The 16,930-nt window shown below is 48.9% G+C and carries 12 protein-coding genes and 1 rRNA gene; 7 read left to right on the top strand and 6 right to left on the bottom strand.

Annotation, left to right across the window (positions count from 1 at the left end):
- Positions 1-77: 77 nt before the first annotated feature.
- From JM656_RS05790 to rluD, 4 genes are all read right to left on the bottom strand, one after another.
- Positions 78-1,619 (bottom strand): 16S ribosomal RNA (locus JM656_RS05790).
- A 453-nt stretch (positions 1,620-2,072) separates the two neighbouring features.
- The gene (clpB, locus tag JM656_RS05785) at positions 2,073-4,646 is read right to left on the bottom strand and encodes an ATP-dependent chaperone ClpB (RefSeq protein WP_203360365.1); all 2,574 of its coding nucleotides are present in this window, start codon (positions 4,644-4,646) and stop codon (positions 2,073-2,075) included.
- Between the two features lie 129 nt (positions 4,647-4,775).
- A complete protein-coding gene (gene yfiH, locus JM656_RS05780; RefSeq protein WP_203360364.1) occupies positions 4,776-5,507 on the bottom strand; it encodes a purine nucleoside phosphorylase YfiH in 732 nt (243 codons plus the stop codon).
- The gene (gene rluD / locus JM656_RS05775; RefSeq protein WP_203360363.1) at positions 5,504-6,484 is read right to left on the bottom strand and encodes a 23S rRNA pseudouridine(1911/1915/1917) synthase RluD; all 981 of its coding nucleotides are present in this window, start codon (positions 6,482-6,484) and stop codon (positions 5,504-5,506) included. Before rluD ends, yfiH begins: the two co-directional genes overlap by 4 nt.
- Before the next feature lie 131 nt (positions 6,485-6,615).
- On the opposite strand from rluD, the gene bamD reads away from it, so the two are divergent.
- From bamD to JM656_RS05760, 3 genes are all read left to right on the top strand, one after another.
- On the top strand, positions 6,616-7,353 hold the full coding sequence (gene bamD, locus JM656_RS05770; RefSeq protein ID WP_203360362.1) for an outer membrane protein assembly factor BamD: 738 nt from the start codon (positions 6,616-6,618) through the stop codon (positions 7,351-7,353).
- A gap of 274 nt (positions 7,354-7,627) precedes the next feature.
- Positions 7,628-7,966 carry a ribosome-associated translation inhibitor RaiA gene (gene raiA / locus JM656_RS05765; protein ID WP_162382704.1) on the top strand — a complete coding sequence of 113 codons (339 nt, stop codon included), beginning with the start codon at positions 7,628-7,630 and terminating at the stop codon, positions 7,964-7,966.
- Positions 7,967-8,123: 157 nt separating this feature from the next.
- Positions 8,124-8,510 (top strand): hypothetical protein, encoded by a 387-nt coding sequence (locus tag JM656_RS05760; RefSeq protein WP_203361356.1) that lies wholly within the window; start codon positions 8,124-8,126, stop codon positions 8,508-8,510.
- Positions 8,511-9,541: 1,031 nt separating this feature from the next.
- Here JM656_RS05760 and JM656_RS05750 read toward each other — a convergent pair.
- Both JM656_RS05750 and JM656_RS05745 read right to left on the bottom strand, forming a co-directional pair.
- Positions 9,542-10,738 (bottom strand): phage major capsid protein, P2 family, encoded by a 1,197-nt coding sequence (locus tag JM656_RS05750; protein ID WP_238929201.1) that lies wholly within the window; start codon positions 10,736-10,738, stop codon positions 9,542-9,544.
- A 34-nt stretch (positions 10,739-10,772) separates the two neighbouring features.
- Positions 10,773-11,612, bottom strand: a complete 840-nt coding sequence (locus JM656_RS05745) for a GPO family capsid scaffolding protein (RefSeq protein WP_203360361.1) — start codon at positions 11,610-11,612, stop codon at positions 10,773-10,775.
- Positions 11,613-11,755: 143 nt separating this feature from the next.
- On the opposite strand from JM656_RS05745, the gene JM656_RS05740 reads away from it, so the two are divergent.
- The 4 genes from JM656_RS05740 (at position 11,756) to JM656_RS05725 (ending at position 16,918) form a co-directional block, all read left to right on the top strand.
- Positions 11,756-13,540: a terminase large subunit domain-containing protein gene (locus tag JM656_RS05740; RefSeq protein ID WP_203360360.1), complete on the top strand. Its 1,785-nt coding sequence runs from the start codon at positions 11,756-11,758 to the stop codon at positions 13,538-13,540.
- On the top strand, positions 13,537-14,556 hold the full coding sequence (locus tag JM656_RS05735) for a phage portal protein (RefSeq protein ID WP_203360359.1): 1,020 nt from the start codon (positions 13,537-13,539) through the stop codon (positions 14,554-14,556). The genes JM656_RS05740 and JM656_RS05735 overlap by 4 nt, the downstream gene beginning before the upstream one ends.
- Entirely contained in the window at positions 14,556-14,885 is a 330-nt protein-coding gene (locus tag JM656_RS05730; RefSeq protein WP_203360358.1) for an ogr/Delta-like zinc finger family protein, read from the top strand. Before JM656_RS05735 ends, JM656_RS05730 begins: the two co-directional genes overlap by 1 nt.
- Before the next feature lie 272 nt (positions 14,886-15,157).
- Positions 15,158-16,918 (top strand): ATP-dependent endonuclease, encoded by a 1,761-nt coding sequence (locus JM656_RS05725; protein ID WP_203360357.1) that lies wholly within the window; start codon positions 15,158-15,160, stop codon positions 16,916-16,918.
- Positions 16,919-16,930: the final 12 nt, after the last annotated feature.

Below are 16,930 nucleotides of genomic sequence, written 5' to 3'. Positions count from 1 at the left end.
CTCAATCGCAAGACGCCTTGCTATTTACTTTTCATCAGACAATCTGTGTGAGCACTACAAAGGCAGGTTCTTTAAGGTAAGGAGGTGATCCAACCGCAGGTTCCCCTACGGTTACCTTGTTACGACTTCACCCCAGTCATGAATCACAAAGTGGTAAGCGCCCTCCCGAAGGTTAAGCTACCTACTTCTTTTGCAACCCACTCCCATGGTGTGACGGGCGGTGTGTACAAGGCCCGGGAACGTATTCACCGTGGCATTCTGATCCACGATTACTAGCGATTCCGACTTCACGGAGTCGAGTTGCAGACTCCGATCCGGACTACGACATACTTTATGAGGTCCGCTTGCTCTCGCGAGGTCGCTTCTCTTTGTATATGCCATTGTAGCACGTGTGTAGCCCTACTCGTAAGGGCCATGATGACTTGACGTCATCCCCACCTTCCTCCAGTTTATCACTGGCAGTCTCCTTTGAGTTCCCGGCCGAACCGCTGGCAACAAAGGATAAGGGTTGCGCTCGTTGCGGGACTTAACCCAACATTTCACAACACGAGCTGACGACAGCCATGCAGCACCTGTCTCACGGTTCCCGAAGGCACTAAAGCATCTCTGCTAAATTCCGTGGATGTCAAGAGTAGGTAAGGTTCTTCGCGTTGCATCGAATTAAACCACATGCTCCACCGCTTGTGCGGGCCCCCGTCAATTCATTTGAGTTTTAACCTTGCGGCCGTACTCCCCAGGCGGTCGACTTAACGCGTTAGCTCCGGAAGCCACGCCTCAAGGGCACAACCTCCAAGTCGACATCGTTTACGGCGTGGACTACCAGGGTATCTAATCCTGTTTGCTCCCCACGCTTTCGCACCTGAGCGTCAGTCTTTGTCCAGGGGGCCGCCTTCGCCACCGGTATTCCTCCAGATCTCTACGCATTTCACCGCTACACCTGGAATTCTACCCCCCTCTACAAGACTCTAGCCTGCCAGTTTCGGATGCAGTTCCCAGGTTGAGCCCGGGGATTTCACATCCGACTTGACAGACCGCCTGCGTGCGCTTTACGCCCAGTAATTCCGATTAACGCTTGCACCCTCCGTATTACCGCGGCTGCTGGCACGGAGTTAGCCGGTGCTTCTTCTGCGGGTAACGTCAATCGACACGGTTATTAACCGTATCGCCTTCCTCCCCGCTGAAAGTACTTTACAACCCGAAGGCCTTCTTCATACACGCGGCATGGCTGCATCAGGCTTGCGCCCATTGTGCAATATTCCCCACTGCTGCCTCCCGTAGGAGTCTGGACCGTGTCTCAGTTCCAGTGTGGCTGGTCATCCTCTCAGACCAGCTAGGGATCGTCGCCTAGGTGAGCCGTTACCCCACCTACTAGCTAATCCCATCTGGGCACATCCGATGGCAAGAGGCCCGAAGGTCCCCCTCTTTGGTCTTGCGACGTTATGCGGTATTAGCTACCGTTTCCAGTAGTTATCCCCCTCCATCGGGCAGTTTCCCAGACATTACTCACCCGTCCGCCACTCGTCACCCAAGGAGCAAGCTCCTCTGTGCTACCGTTCGACTTGCATGTGTTAGGCCTGCCGCCAGCGTTCAATCTGAGCCATGATCAAACTCTTCAATTTAAGTTTGATGCTCGTGAATTAAACTTCGTAATGAATTACGTATGTTCACTCTTGAGACTTGGTATTCATTTTTCGTCTTGCGACGTTAAGAATCCGTATCTTCGAGTGCCCACACAGATTGTCTGATAAATTGTTAAAGAGCAGTGCAACGCGGCTTTCGCTCACCGTTGCGAGGTCCCGTATAATACGCTCTCCTCATTCAGAGTCAAGCATTTAATTTTGCTTTTCTCTGCCGGAGTTCTCAGTGGAACCCCGCTGACCCGGCGGCTTGTGTGCCGTTGTTCCGTGTCAGTGGAGGCGCATTATAGGGAGTTATTTCCGGCTGACAAGCCCAAAATACAAAAAACTTATCAAGCGATTACTTTTCAATCAAAAATCACAATGAGCGCCTATATTCGCCTGGTTTTTAAACAAAAACGAGCCCCACAGGGCCCGTTTTTATTGTTTTGTGACTTACTGCACTGCCACGATGCGATCGTCATTCACTTCCAGACGAATCGTTTTGCCCGGAATCAGCTCACCAGACAAGATTTGTTGCGCCAGCGGGTTTTCGATCTGTTGCTGGATAGCACGTTTCAATGGACGCGCCCCGTAGACAGGATCGTAGCCATTCACGCTCAGCAGTTTAAGCGCCTCGTCAGAGATGTGGATTTCATAACCACGCTCTTCCAAACGTTTGTACAGACGCTGCAGTTGGATCCGGGCAATAGAAGCAATGTGTTGTTCACCCAACGGATGGAATACCACAACTTCATCTATACGGTTAACGAATTCCGGCCGGAAGTTGTGACTGACCACGCCCAACACCAGGTCTTTCATATGCCCGTAATCCAGTTCACCGAAACGTTCCTGGATCAAATCAGACCCCAGGTTAGAGGTCATGATGACCACCGTATTACGGAAGTCGACCGTTCTCCCCTGCCCGTCAGTCAAACGACCGTCGTCGAGCACCTGCAACAGAATGTTGAACACATCCGGGTGCGCTTTTTCCACTTCATCCAGCAGGATGACGGAATAAGGACGACGACGTACCGCTTCTGTCAGATAGCCCCCTTCTTCATAACCCACATATCCCGGAGGCGCACCGACCAGACGAGATACAGAGTGTTTCTCCATAAACTCGGACATGTCGATACGCACCATCGCGTCGTCGCTGTCGAACATAAAGTTAGCCAGCGCTTTACACAGTTCGGTTTTACCAACACCGGTCGGCCCAAGGAACAGGAACGAACCAATCGGACGGTTAGGGTCAGCCAGACCCGCACGGCTACGACGAATCGCGTTCGATACCGCCTCAACCGCTTCATTTTGACCAATTACGCGGTTATGCAGATCCTGCTCCATACGCAGCAGTTTCTCACGCTCGCCTTCGAGCATTCTGGCAACCGGGATACCCGTCCAGCGCGCCAGCACTTCGGCAATTTCTGCATCTGTCACTTTATTACGTAACAGGCGCATGGTTTTACCTTCAGACTGAGTGGCTGCTTCCAGCTGTTTTTCCAGTTCTGGAATTTTGCCGTACTGCAGTTCAGACATCCGCGCCAGATCGCCAACACGACGCGCCTGTTCAATGGCGATTTTCGCCTGTTCCAGTTCGGCTTTGATGGTTTGTGTTCCGGAGAGTGATGCTTTCTCGGCTTTCCACTCTTCTTCCAGCGCCGAATACTGACGTTCTTTGTCGTCCAGTTCTTCGTTGAGCATATCGAGGCGTTTTTTGCTCGCCTCATCAGACTCTTTCATCAACGCCTGCTGTTCCAGCTTTAACTGGATGATACGGCGATCGAGTCTGTCCAGCTCTTCCGGCTTGGAATCAATCTGCATACGAATGCTGGAGGCAGCCTCATCGATAAGGTCGATAGCTTTATCCGGCAGTTGACGATCCGAAATATAACGATGCGACAACGTTGCCGCCGCCACAATGGCCGGGTCGGTTATCTGCACATGGTGATGCAGCTCATAACGTTCTTTCAGACCACGCAGAATCGCGATGGTATCTTCCACTGACGGTTCGGCAACAAACACTTTCTGGAAACGACGTTCCAGCGCAGCATCTTTTTCGATGTACTGGCGATACTCATCCAGCGTCGTCGCGCCCACACAGTGCAGTTCACCACGAGCCAGGGCCGGTTTCAGCATGTTCCCGGCGTCCATTGCGCCATCGGCCTTACCTGCGCCCACCATGGTGTGCAATTCGTCGATAAACAGGATGACGTTGCCTTCCTGTTTCGAGAGATCGTTCAGCACACCTTTCAGGCGCTCTTCAAACTCACCGCGGTATTTTGCCCCGGCTACCAGCGCCCCCATATCCAGCGCCAGTACGCGACGGCCTTTTAAACCTTCCGGCACTTCACCATTAATGATGCGCTGAGCAAGCCCTTCCACAATCGCTGTTTTACCCACACCGGGCTCACCGATGAGTACCGGGTTGTTTTTGGTACGGCGTTGCAGTACCTGAATGGTACGGCGAATTTCTTCATCACGGCCAATAACCGGATCGAGTTTGCCTTGTTCGGCACGCTCGGTCAGATCGACGGTGTATTTTTTCAAGGCCTGGCGTTGGTCTTCAGCCCCTTGATCGTTCACGCTTTCACCTCCGCGCATTTGTTCAATTGCCTGAGTGATATTGGCCGTTGTTGCCCCAGCCGATTTCAATAAGTCGGTCAGCGTGCCGCGAGACTCAAGCGCCGCCAGAACGAACAGTTCCGACGAAATAAAGTTGTCCCCACGTTTTTGCGCCAGCTTGTCGCAAAGATTCAGTACACGCACCAGCTCCTGAGACGGTTGCACGTCGCCACCGGTCCCTTCCACTTGCGGTAGACGGCTCAGCGCTTGATCAATCGCGGTGCGTAACTGGCCAGCATTGATGCCAGCAGACGTTAATAAAGGACGAACCGAACCCCCTTCCTGATTCAGCAAGGCGCTCATTAGATGAAGAGGTTCGATGAATTGGTTGTCGTGCCCCAGTGCGAGTGACTGGGCATCGGCGAGAGCAAGCTGGAATTTATTAGTAAGACGATCCAGACGCATAACTCCTCCCATAACAGGTCAAAATTGCTACTGGAGATTAAATGAGGTCATCCCTCAATTATTCAAGGTGAATGACCTGAATTATGTGAAAAGAAAACGGCGCGTTCCGGATCGTCTTGATTCTTTAGGTTATATCAGCCAAATAAAACTTGCCATCCGACCAGTGGTCTTGTCGCGGCGATAAGAGAAGAATGTCTCACTTTCACTATATGTGCAGCGGTCGCCACCATAAATGTGGGTGATCCCGACGTTTGTCAGGCGCTGACGTGCAAGCTGATAAATATCCGCCAGATATTTTTCTCCGCGTGGCAAAAAGGCAGCCTGCGCCTTCGCATCTTTCTCCATAAACGCGTCACGAACTTCAGGCCCTACCTCAAAAGCCGCAGGACCGATGGCTGGACCTAACCAGGCCATAATGTTTGCCGGTTTATCAGCAAAGCAGGCAACGGTTTCTTCCAGTACGCCTTCACACAATCCACGCCACCCCGCGTGGGCTGCCGCCACTTCCGTTCCGGCGAGATTACAAAATAGCACGGGCAGGCAATCCGCCGTCATCACTGCGCAAACGGTGCCTGGCGTGTTGCTGTACGACGCATCCGCCCTTTTAGAATCATAGGGCGCACCCGTCAGTTTCAGCACATCCTTACCGTGCACCTGCTCCAGCCAGACCGGCTTCGAAGGCAGATTGCCCGCAGTAAACAGTCGTTTTCGGTTCTCTTCGACATGTTCCAGGTTATCGCCACAGTGGGCACCCAGGTTCAGCGAATGGTAAGGAGGCAAACTGACACCCCCAATACGTGTAGAACTGCAGGCCGCAACGCCTTTCGGCAGTGGCCACTGCGGGACAATTAGCTTACTCATAACCAGGCAACATCATCCTTATGTTCTTCAAAATCAGCGCGCATGACTTCAATGAGTTTGACCATATCCTGCGGGATCGGCGCATGCCACTCCATTTCGATACCGGAGATCGGATGATAAAGACGCAGCATGGTGGCATGCAGCGCCTGGCGATCGAACTTACGCAGCGTAGAAATAAATTCGTCCGATGCCCCTTTCGGTGGACGCGGACGGCCGCCATAAACCTGATCGCCCACCAGCGGATGGGTAATATGCGCCATGTGCACGCGGATCTGGTGCGTACGTCCGGTTTCCAGACGCAGCCGCAGACGCGTGTGCACACGGAAGTGTTCCATAATACGGTAGTGAGTCACCGCCGGTTTACCCATTGGATGCACAGACATATGCGTACGTTTGGTTGGATGACGGCTGATCGGTTCTTCTACCGTACCACCCGCAGTCATATGACCAATCGCCACGGCTTCGTACTCACGCGTGATTTCACGCAGCTGCAATGACTCCACCAGACGCGTTTGCGCCGGGACAGTTTTTGCGACAACCATTAATCCGGTGGTGTCTTTATCCAGACGGTGCACAATCCCCGCACGCGGGACATCCGCGATTGGCGGGTAGTAATGCAGTAACGCATTCAGTACCGTGCCATCAGGATTACCTGCACCAGGATGCACCACGAAGTCACGTGGTTTGTTGATGACAAGAATGTCGTCATCTTCATAGACGATATCCAACGGGATATCTTGCGCTTCAAAACGAATTTCTTCGTCAATTTCAGCATTGATGGAGACACGTTCTCCGCCCAATACTTTTTCTTTCGGTTTATCGCAAAGATGCCCATTTACCAGCACTCGCTGGTCGAGGATCCATTCTTTTATGCGTGAACGCGAATAATCAGGGAACAATTCGGCCAAAGCCTGATCTAAGCGTTGACCGAGCTGATTTTCGGAGACTGTTGCGGTGAGTTCTACTCGTTGTGCCATAAACTGCTTCTTCGTTTAACGTTGGGTTTTACGGCTTTGCCGTTTAATATAGTGTGCTATTGTAGCTGGTCTTAACCGGGAGCAGGAACAGAGAATCTCCCGTATTACATTTTGAGGAAAGTCAAAACGTCATGACGCGCATGAAATATCTGGTGGCAGCAGCCACGTTGAGCCTGTTTTTGGCGGGTTGCTCTGGTTCAACGGAAGAGGTGCCCGATAATCCGCCTAATGAAATCTACGCGACTGCTCAGCAAAAGCTGCAGGACGGTAACTGGAAACAGGCAATAACGCAATTGGAAGCGTTGGATAACCGTTATCCATTTGGACCGTATTCCCAGCAGGTGCAGTTGGATCTCATCTACGCCTACTACAAAAACGCCGATCTGCCATTGGCTCAGGCTGCTATCGATCGTTTTATCCGTCTTAATCCAACGCACCCAAATATTGATTATGTCATGTATATGCGCGGCCTGACCAATATGGCGCTGGATGACAGTGCGCTGCAAGGCTTCTTTGGTGTTGATCGCAGCGATCGCGATCCACAACACGCCCGAGCTGCGTTCAACGATTTCTCCAAACTGGTGCGTGGCTATCCGAACAGCCAATACACAACCGATGCCACCAAGCGTCTGGTGTTCCTGAAAGACCGTCTGGCGAAATACGAATACTCTGTTGCCGATTATTACACCGCGCGTGGCGCATGGATTGCCGTCGTGAACCGCGTAGAGGGAATGATGCGCGACTACCCGGATACCCAGGCAACGCGTGATGCTTTGCCGCTGATGGAAAATGCCTATCGTCAGTTGCAGATGAATGCTCAGGCTGACAAAGTGGCGAAAATTATTGCCGCTAACAGCAGCAACACCTGATTCATCTCCGAATGCAAAACAAAACGGCAGCCCAATGGCTGCCGTTTTGTTATCCGTAAACGCCGCAACTGAAGCGGTTTAGCTGCAACGCATCCTATCAAATATGGCCTGCTTTCAGGTATTCCTCAAGTAAAAGATCCCCTGTTCCTGCGATGCCTCACAAAAAGATATCCCTGACAAAAAGTGACAAAAAAATGTGATTTAAATCACACATTTTGACATTAGGAACGGTATGCTGGGTTCACCAAGACGGGAAAGACAAGAGGTAAAATTTATGACAATGAACATTACCAGTAAACAAATGGAAATTACTCCGGCAATTCGCCAGCATGTCGCAGACCGTCTCTCCAAACTGGATAAATGGCAAACTCACCTAATTAATCCACATATCATTCTGTCTAAGGAGCCACAGGGTTTCACTGCTGATGCCACCATCAATACACCGAACGGACATCTGGTCGCCAGCGCAAAACACGAAGATATGTACACCGCCATTAATGATTTGATCAACAAGCTGGAACGGCAGCTCAATAAAGTGCAGCACAAAGGCGAAGCCCGTCGTGCAACAACTTCAGTAAAAGACGCCAACTTCGTCGAAGCAGAAGAAGAGTAGTCCCTTACATTGAGTGTATCGCCAACGCGCCTTCGGGCGCGTTTTATTTCACTGTAGCATATTGAAATAAAAGGATTTATTTCAACCAACGTCCACATATCGACCACATCGACAACAAAAAACCCCGAATCTGGGGTTTTTTCATATGGAGTCTTAAATGCAAGAGTTAGAAGGAGCACCATTACACCAGTCAAAACTAGCCGGCGTTCGGCTTGTTTGCCCTCCTGAACTTTCAACTTCAATACAAGATTACTTCAAAAGTAACGGCTTTGATGTTGGCCATACGATTTGCTTTTCCGCAAACGCCCCGGATAAACTCGATTTCATCTTTGAACTGGCCACTCAGGCAAGGAAGTTAGCAGGGGTTATTATGGGGTTACTGAACAGGAATGATGTTGAAATCGAACTGAATCTTTGCACTCGCGGTGATGAACCGAAAACAGCAAAGGTAAAATTGCGGAGTCTGAAAGATGTTGAGGCTTGCGAACGTCTGATCGACAAGCTGGCATCAGTGGTTGTGAAGCCCAAACAAGACGACCAGTAAACGACGCAATAGCCCCATTCTCTGGGGCTTTTTTGTATCTGCATAATGTTAATGAATTTGTCCCCCCCCGCTTCTCATATTTAAGACGGCCATCGGAAAACCGTCACAACCATCACGCCTCTCAAAATCACACATTAACCAACTGATTATCCTGAATAAATGCTGTGACGGTAAAACCATCACAAAACGTAACGTAAACCGTCACACCCAATAAATTCAGTGAGTTATAAAACAGAGTTGTGATGTTTTGAGACCGTCACACTGTGATGCTGTTGTGATAGTTTTGTGATGGTTTTCAATATAGTAATTTACTTATATATATCATATATATAGATACTATTTTTAAATCTTGTGACGTTTGTGACGGTTTTCCGATGCTCCCCCTAAATTTTTGAAAAAACCAAGAGTGGTCAGAAATCACCCTGACTTGTTGGTTATTTTGTATATCTATCTGTTAGTGATTTGAGCACTGGCGCGGGTACGTTAATGCCGGTATGGCGATGGTTCAGACTGTGCAAAGTATTTCAGTTCCGCATTTCACTGCCATTCCACGTCAGAGCGCGCCAGATAAGGCCTGGACACTTTCCCCCACTTACCTGATCTCGCTGCGGCCGTTACGTAAAAAGTCACGTAATCGCTGTTGTTCCCGCATGTAATCAGGCTCCGATATTTTTCACCCACAGCCGGCAATCGCATAAAAACTGAAATCCTTGAAATCTGTTTCACACATTTCAGTTGGCGAACTACCGCCAAAGCCCCAGTACTGGCGCGGTCTGGCGATGTGTTTTGTACCACCGGAAAAACTGAAATCATTCTCAACACGAAAACCGCAGGCGGGTGCGGTGTAGCGCCGTTTTCGTCACTTCCGTCGTTATTTCGTCGCGGCAGGCTGCATCAGCGCCTTGCTGTGCTTCTAAAGTTAATTAAGTTGGGATGAACGGGTGCAGATAATAGCGGTGCTCAGAATGCGTCTGGTGAGGTCTGGGAGCGGGTACAAAAAAGCCCGCAATATGCGCGGGCTGATGGGATGGTCAGGCAATGATGCTCTGGTATTTGGCCTTAATGACTTCATACACATTCCAGTGCTGCAAAACGTTTCCCAGCGTACGGCTGAAATACGGCTCCACATCCAGCCCCTGTGCGGCTTCCATCTCCGCCCAGGCCAGTACCGTATCAGCCACAAATACCGGAAACGCACTGCCGAACGCGGCCGGGGTTTCCTGCCCCCGCTCGATAGCCACATCCGCCCAGTCCAGCGCCTGATCAAACTGGCCGGTATCAAACAGCCAGACGACACACCAGGCAAAAACGGGATTCTGATGCGTACTGTCACTTTCCAGCCAGGTTTGTGCGGTCGGCATCCAGCGGGGCAACAGCACATCGCGCTTAGGCAGTGTGGTAACAATCATGCGTTTACCAGGCATAAACGGCGGAACATAAGCCGTGCGGCCGGCGATGCTGTCAGACAGCAGTTGTGCCGCAATCTTTTCAGTGGGTTTATCGGCTTTCTGGTACAGACGGAACGACTCCGCCGCCACCAGGTCAGCTCCCACCAGAACCACTAGACGCGGGTCATTACGGTACTGTGCCGGAATCTTGGCATTGATAAGATCGGATGCCATCGCATCGAGTGACACATAGTCACCCTTGCCGTCACCGTCCAGCACAACAGAATCGGTGACGATCTGCTTACCGCCATCCCACTCTTTAACAATCTGGTGCCAGCCTTTGTTCACATCTTCGCCGTTCGGGTTCTTTTCGGCATCCGTGGTCTCTGCAACAGATTTACCGTTGAAGCCGATACGCAGCATATCCAGCGCAAACGCCTGATTGGTGAACTCCTGAACACGCTGGAAAAACTCGTTTTCATCGCCGGCGTTCGCCCAGACAGAAAGCAACTGCCAGGTCAGAGCAGCACATGAATCAGTCTCTACCAGTTTGTAATCATTCCCGCTGACGCCCACTTTCTTACGGAAACGGCCATCCAGCACACGCCCGGTATACAGGCCAGAACTGCCGACCGGTACCACCTGCCCCTGTAACTGGTCAACATCAGCAACCGTCAACAGATTCAGGAAAGAAGACTCTTCCAGCAGCGCATTACGCATCTGGGTTTCTTTCGGATCTGACAGCGCAAACCAGCGGTCACCATCGGTCGCACCGTAGGATTCACGCAGTCCGGTGTGGTACTGACGCAGAAACTCACGGGCTTTCGCATTTAATTGCATATTCTTTTTCCTTAAAGAAAAGTTGTGTTATCCCTTACAGGAAATTGAAGCCTTTCTTGCCCTTGCTGAATTTCTTGTCCGGCAACTGGGTGACTTTGTTATTCAGCTTGCTGAAGTTCTTCACCAGTTCCGGCAGATTACCCACCAGACGCGCAAAATCTTCGGTATCCACCACTTCCTTAACGGTGTCCACGTCTTCCTGCACATCAGATACGGCCTCTTCAGCCTCACCCAGACGCGTTTCGATTGCAGATACGCGCTTATCAATGGCATCCAGCGCTTCAGCCAGCGCCTGTAAAGCATCAGGCTGCGACTTATCCGGCTCAGTGCCCTGACCTGGCTCTTCAATACTGAAAAAATGGCGCCAGCCCTTTTTCGCGGTCTTTGACATTCCCTTTTCCTTTTTAAATTCCCTGACTTCATCAAACGCCAGCGGCTTATATGGGCCGATGCGTTTTCCTTTTGTGCGGCTGAAACGTAGCCGAGTAGTACCCACTCCTGCTGGACTGTCAGTAACAGCCAGCCCCTCAAGATAGGTTTTACCTGTACTTCTGAAATTACCGTCCGGGGTAAACTCCGGTGATAAAAATAAAAGCTGACCTTTTGCATTTGCCTGAAGCAATGAAATAGCCGGGCAAAGACGCGCATATAAACGCAAGATTCCTTCATCATCACGTTCAGCTTTTAATTCCAGTACCTCACCCATATTTCCGTAGTTACGGGTATGTTCCGGCCATAACAAGGCAGGATAAAGTGAGTAGTCATATAACTCGGCAGCATCCAGTAACCACTGTTCCTCAATGGTTCGCTTATCAACCGTTTCACCCGCAGTGGCGATACAAATCCAGTTTGTTGCCAGCTGTGAACCTGACATATTGCCTCCCTTCCTGCTGCGGTTTTCAGTATCGCCAATTAAATTAACCACCGCATTCACTTCATTTCGGATATAAGCAATTAGCCGAACACATCAGAAATAAAGCGGGATTTAATATAGAAACGCCCGTGCATAATGTGCGTATGGCTAAATACTCTGAAGAATTAAAAGGCGTTGCGCGGGCGCTTTATTTAAAACGCTATACCCCGCAGGAAATTGCCAGTGAATTAAATCTGCCTAACAGACGCATTGTCTATTACTGGGCGGAGAAATATTGCTGGACGGAATTACTCAGTCATGAATCAACAGAAGACGCATTAAACCGCCGTATTCAGTCGCTGACATTACGTGAGGGGAAATCGGAGCTGGAACTGCGGGAGCTGGACAGCCTCGTTTCTCACCTGGTGAAACTGCGTGCACAGCACAATAAGCATCAGGAAAAGCTGGAGGAAATTAAGCACAGCGAAAGTGATGCGCCGGTATCCCGCCAGTCCGGTGGCGACGAAAAAAACCGTAAACGTGGCAAATACAAAAAGAATGATATCAGCGGGCTGACACAGGAAGATTTTGACCGGTTCGCGCTCGAGCACCTTTTCGGCTACCAGCAACACCTTCGCGCCAATCTCCATCAGCAAGTCAGGAACATCCTGAAAAGCCGCCAGATTGGTGCAACCTGGTATTTCTCAATAGAAGCCTTTGAGAATGCGGTTATGACGGGTGATCCGCAAATCTTCCTGTCCGCATCAAAGGCTCAGGCTGAAGTATTCCGCAGCTATATCGTCAACATTGCGGAGCAGTATTTCGGCGTGGAGCTGACAGGCAACCCCATCCGTCTGTCAAACGGCGCGGAGCTGCGCTTCCTGTCCACCAATAAGAACACCGCCCAGTCATACAGTGGCCATCTGTACTGTGATGAATATTTCTGGGTACCCAACTTTGCAAAATTAAACGAAGTGGCCAGCGCAATGGCCACACACGACAAATGGCGCACCACCTACTTTTCCACCCCCAGCAGCAAAACGCACCAGGCTTACCCGTTCTGGACAGGTGAAGAATGGAAACGCGGCGACAAGAAACGCGCACGCGTGGCGTTCCCAACGGAGAAGGAGCTGCGTGACGGCGGGCGGTTATGCCCTGATGGCCAGTGGCGCTACATCATCACGCTGGAAGACGCGATTGCGGGCGGGTTCAATCTGGCCAGCATCGAAAAGCTGCGCAATCGCTACAACCGCGACACCTTCAACATGCTGTACATGTGCGTATTCGTGGACAGCAAAGACAGCGTTTTTTCATTCTCCCAGGTGGAACGCTGCTGTATTGATCCGGATATCTGGGAAGATCATGACGAAAACCTGCCCCGGCCGTTCGGTAATCGGGAAGTATGGGCGGGCTATGACCCAGCTCGAAGCGGTGACACCTCCACTTTTGTAATTGTCGCCCCGCCGATAGTGGCCGTCGAAAAATTCCGCGTGCTGCGCGTTTTCCATTGGCAGGGGATGAACTGGAAATGGCAGGCGGCACAAATTAAAAAGCTGTTTGGCCAGTACAACATGACCTACATCGGCATTGATATCACCGGGCTGGGGAGCGGTGTCTTTGAAGATGTGCAGCACTTCGCCATACGCCAGGCGGTAGCCATCCGCTACGGTGTGGAGACGAAAAACCGCCTGGTGATGAAGATGATCGACGTTATCGAAGACAACCGCGTGGAATGGGATAAGGAGAAAACCGAAATCGCCGCCAGCTTTATGACCATCCGCAGAACGTCCACGGCCAGCGGTAACGCCATGACCTTTGTTGCCGACCGCACGGCAGAAACTGGCCACGCTGACAGCTTCTGGGCTATCGCCCATGCCATTGACAACGAACCATTAAACTTTGAAAACCAGCGTAAATCACGCTGGGGGAACTTAGGGAAAGCAGCATGAAAAAACGGAAATACAGGGAACCTCGCACCGTGAGCAAGCAGCGACACATGAGCCTTGTCACCCTGGGTAAACCGGAACCCATCCTGACGACCGGCACGAACTATACAGACGTCTGGTATGACAATGAAGCGGAACACTGGACGCTCCCGATTGACCGACTGGCGCTGGCGCAACTGGTGAACCTGAACGCACAGCACGGCGGTGTACTGTATGCCCGTCGCAACATGGTGAAAGCAAATTATGATGGCGGAGGCCTGACTCATGAACAGCTGGGCGCAGCCGTGTTTGACTGGCTGACGTTCGGTGATGTGGCCATTCTGAAAGTGCGTAACGGCTGGGGGGATGTGGTAGCGCTGCACCCACTGCCGGCACTCTATACCCGCCAGCGCAAGACCGGGGAATTTGTTGTACTGCAACAGGGTGAACCGATAATTTACCCGCCTGAAGATATCATTTTTCTCAAGCAGTACGATCCGCAACAGGCGATTTATGGTCTGCCGGATTACATCAGCGGCATTCATTCCGCCCTGCTTAACGGTGAAGCCACGATTTTTCGCCGGCGTTACTATCACAACGGCGCTCACACGGGCGGTGTGCTCTATTCCAATGACCCGAATATGACTGATGAAGTGGAAGAAGAAATCATTCAGAAGCTGGAGCAGTCAAAGGGTATCGGGAATTTCAGTACCATGTTTGTGAACATCCCCAAAGGCGATCCGGATGCTATCAAATTTATCCCGATTGGCGATATCAGCGCCAAAGATGAGTTTCAGAACGTGAAAAGTATCAGCGCTCAGGACGTACTGACCGCACACCGTTTCCCGGCAGGTCTGGCGGGAATCATCCCCACGAACGGGGCAGTGATGGGAGATATTGAAAAAGCGGCCAAAACCTACCGCAAAGCAGAGATTTTACCCATTCAGCGCATGTTTACCGCCGCAGTGGAACAGGAAAGCGATGTACCGCCCCATCTGTACCTTAATTTCCTGAAAGACAGTGAGCTGGAAGGTGATTAATGTCCGTAAAAAGGCTAAAATATCATCGTTTTCCAACTCCCGGAGCGATGGATATGCGGGTAATGAAGGTTTACTGTCCGGTATGTGAGGCAAGGGCTGTTATCAAAAAAACAGCCAGAAAACACAAGGAGCTGTCTGATTTATATTGCGCCTGTACTGATGTTGAATGCGGTCACACTTTTGTGATGAATATGACGTTTTCACACACCATCAGCCCCAGCGCCAAATCCAGCGATGCGTTGATCACCACTATCTGCAATAGCCTTGATATGCAGCAAAAACAGCTGATGCTCAAGTTTCTGAGTCAGGACGGTACTGCGCCGGCATAACAAATGGCACCGATACTGGTGCCTATTGCTATCAGTTTTATCTAACATAAACACAGCATTAAAATTTATCTTGCATATTCACTTTTACAACACAAATCCTTTCACATCGTTATTATAAAGCAAGATATAATTGCACCCCATTATTTTAAACTTTCCAAAAACCATTGCACATCACACTCTCTTTACTTCTTTGTTTATGTTTCCTAAATTTGCAATACAATAATCCAGTAAGTTTTAATATTACAATCACACAATGCTCAAGGAAATAAAAAATGACTGTGCGTCTTACAAAAGTAAATATAAATAACTTTAGGTCTTGCAAGTCAACAACCGCTGTCCTGCGACCTTTTACTGCATTAGTTGGTTATAATAACGCAGGGAAATCAAATATTATTTTAGCAATAAAATGGCTTTTAGAAGGTTCACCGATTTCCATCGAAGACATGTATGACCCAAGGAAACCTGTCACTGTAGAAGGAGTTATAGAAGGTATAACAGATGACACTCTAACTTTACTCACTGAAGAGAACCAACAAAAGATAGCACCTTTTATCATTGATGGAAAATTGAATTTCTTAAGAACACAACAAATTGACGAAGAAACAGGAAAGACAAAAAAAAGTATTGATGTCTTTGATGGTACTAATTGGAAAAAAAATCCTGGCGGGATTGATGGTTCAATATCAAATATATTCCCTGAACCCATACATATTCCTGCAATGTCTGATGCGGTTGAAGATGCCACTAAATATAAAACATCAACCACAATTGGAAAAATACTTTTAGCTATCGTCTCCGAAATAAAAAAAGAACATGAAGAAAAGTTTTCACAAAATATTTCAGAAATAGGCAAGTACCTTTCTCATGATGGAGAAAATCGGTTAGACGGCCTAAATAACATAGACTCCGGGGTTAATGAAAAAGTAAATAAATTCTTCCCGGATGTGAGCGTAAAACTACACTTCCCGACGCCTACACTTGATGATATATTTAAATCAGGAACCTTAAAGGTATTTGAAAATCGTGAAGATGGTTCTGTGATGCGGGACATAAGCAGATTTGGTCACGGAACTCAACGCTCTATTCAAATGGCATTAATCCAATACCTTGCGGAAATAAAGAAAAAAAGCGAGGATACTAAAAAATCAAATACGTTAATTTTTATAGATGAACCTGAACTTTACCTACACCCATCAGCAATAGATTCAGTAAGAGAGTCACTTGTTTCATTAAGTGATTCCGGATATCAAGTAATTATATCTACTCACTCAGCAAGTATGCTATCAGCTAAACATGCGCCAAATGCAATCCAGGTGTGTAAAAATGCTGATGGGACTATTGCCAGAAAAACTATTTCAGAAAAGATTAAAGAGTTATATGAATCATCTTCTCCGCAATTACATTCAGCATTTACTCTATCAAATTCATCTCTTTTCCTATTTTCTGAAGAAGTGTTGTTAGTTGAAGGAAAAACTGAAACAAATGTCCTATACGCTTTATACAAAAAAATTAGAGGGCGCGAACTTAACCCGAGCAGAACATGTATAGTAGCTGTTGATGGTAAGGGAAGCCTCTTTAAAATGGCTGATGTGATAAACGCAATCGGAATAAAAACACGAATACTGGCTGATTGCGACTTTTTATCCATCATTCTTCCAACCACTCATAGTGCAAAGTTCAGAACTGAATGTGACGATCTATTAACTGCTTTAAACTCACTAAAAGATCCAGCTTCATTACAACTAAAAAACCCAATTACTTCAATTGATTCATTAAAAACCAGCTCAAGTAAAGATTTTATTGCACTATGTAACCATGAAGAAACAAAAAAATATATTGATATCATTCATCAAAAACTAAGAAATGAAGGAATATACATTTGGAAATCTGGCGACATTGAACAAGTATATGGATTTGGTAAAAAACAAAGCGAATGGGACAATCTTTTAGATTGCTTATGTGATGACACCAAAGATGCGAAGGGAGTCATTAAAAATTATGATGAAATGGAAGATTTTATAAACTGGATTTAATTTAAAATAATT

It is taken from the genome of Citrobacter sp. R56 (assembly GCF_016811995.1).
Classification (GTDB): Bacteria; Pseudomonadota; Gammaproteobacteria; order Enterobacterales; family Enterobacteriaceae; genus Citrobacter_D; species Citrobacter_D enshiensis.
Note: the sequence above shows the minus strand (reverse complement) of the source record. Positions and strands in the feature narration are given on the sequence as shown.

Excerpts from the sequence above, each read along its gene's own strand:
- clpB (WP_203360365.1), bottom strand. The coding sequence starts at position 4,646 with ATGCGTCTGGATCGTCTTACTAATAAATTCCAGCTTGCTCTCGCCGAT.
- yfiH (WP_203360364.1), bottom strand. The coding sequence starts at position 5,507 with ATGAGTAAGCTAATTGTCCCGCAGTGGCCACTGCCGAAAGGCGTTGCG.
- rluD (WP_203360363.1), bottom strand. The coding sequence starts at position 6,484 with ATGGCACAACGAGTAGAACTCACCGCAACAGTCTCCGAAAATCAGCTC.
- bamD (WP_203360362.1), top strand. The coding sequence starts at position 6,616 with ATGACGCGCATGAAATATCTGGTGGCAGCAGCCACGTTGAGCCTGTTT.
- raiA (WP_162382704.1), top strand. The coding sequence starts at position 7,628 with ATGACAATGAACATTACCAGTAAACAAATGGAAATTACTCCGGCAATT.
- JM656_RS05760 (WP_203361356.1), top strand. The coding sequence starts at position 8,124 with ATGCAAGAGTTAGAAGGAGCACCATTACACCAGTCAAAACTAGCCGGC.
- JM656_RS05750 (WP_238929201.1), bottom strand. The coding sequence starts at position 10,738 with ATGCAATTAAATGCGAAAGCCCGTGAGTTTCTGCGTCAGTACCACACC.
- JM656_RS05745 (WP_203360361.1), bottom strand. The coding sequence starts at position 11,612 with ATGTCAGGTTCACAGCTGGCAACAAACTGGATTTGTATCGCCACTGCG.
- JM656_RS05740 (WP_203360360.1), top strand. The coding sequence starts at position 11,756 with ATGGCTAAATACTCTGAAGAATTAAAAGGCGTTGCGCGGGCGCTTTAT.
- JM656_RS05735 (WP_203360359.1), top strand. The coding sequence starts at position 13,537 with ATGAAAAAACGGAAATACAGGGAACCTCGCACCGTGAGCAAGCAGCGA.
- JM656_RS05730 (WP_203360358.1), top strand. The coding sequence starts at position 14,556 with ATGTCCGTAAAAAGGCTAAAATATCATCGTTTTCCAACTCCCGGAGCG.
- JM656_RS05725 (WP_203360357.1), top strand. The coding sequence starts at position 15,158 with ATGACTGTGCGTCTTACAAAAGTAAATATAAATAACTTTAGGTCTTGC.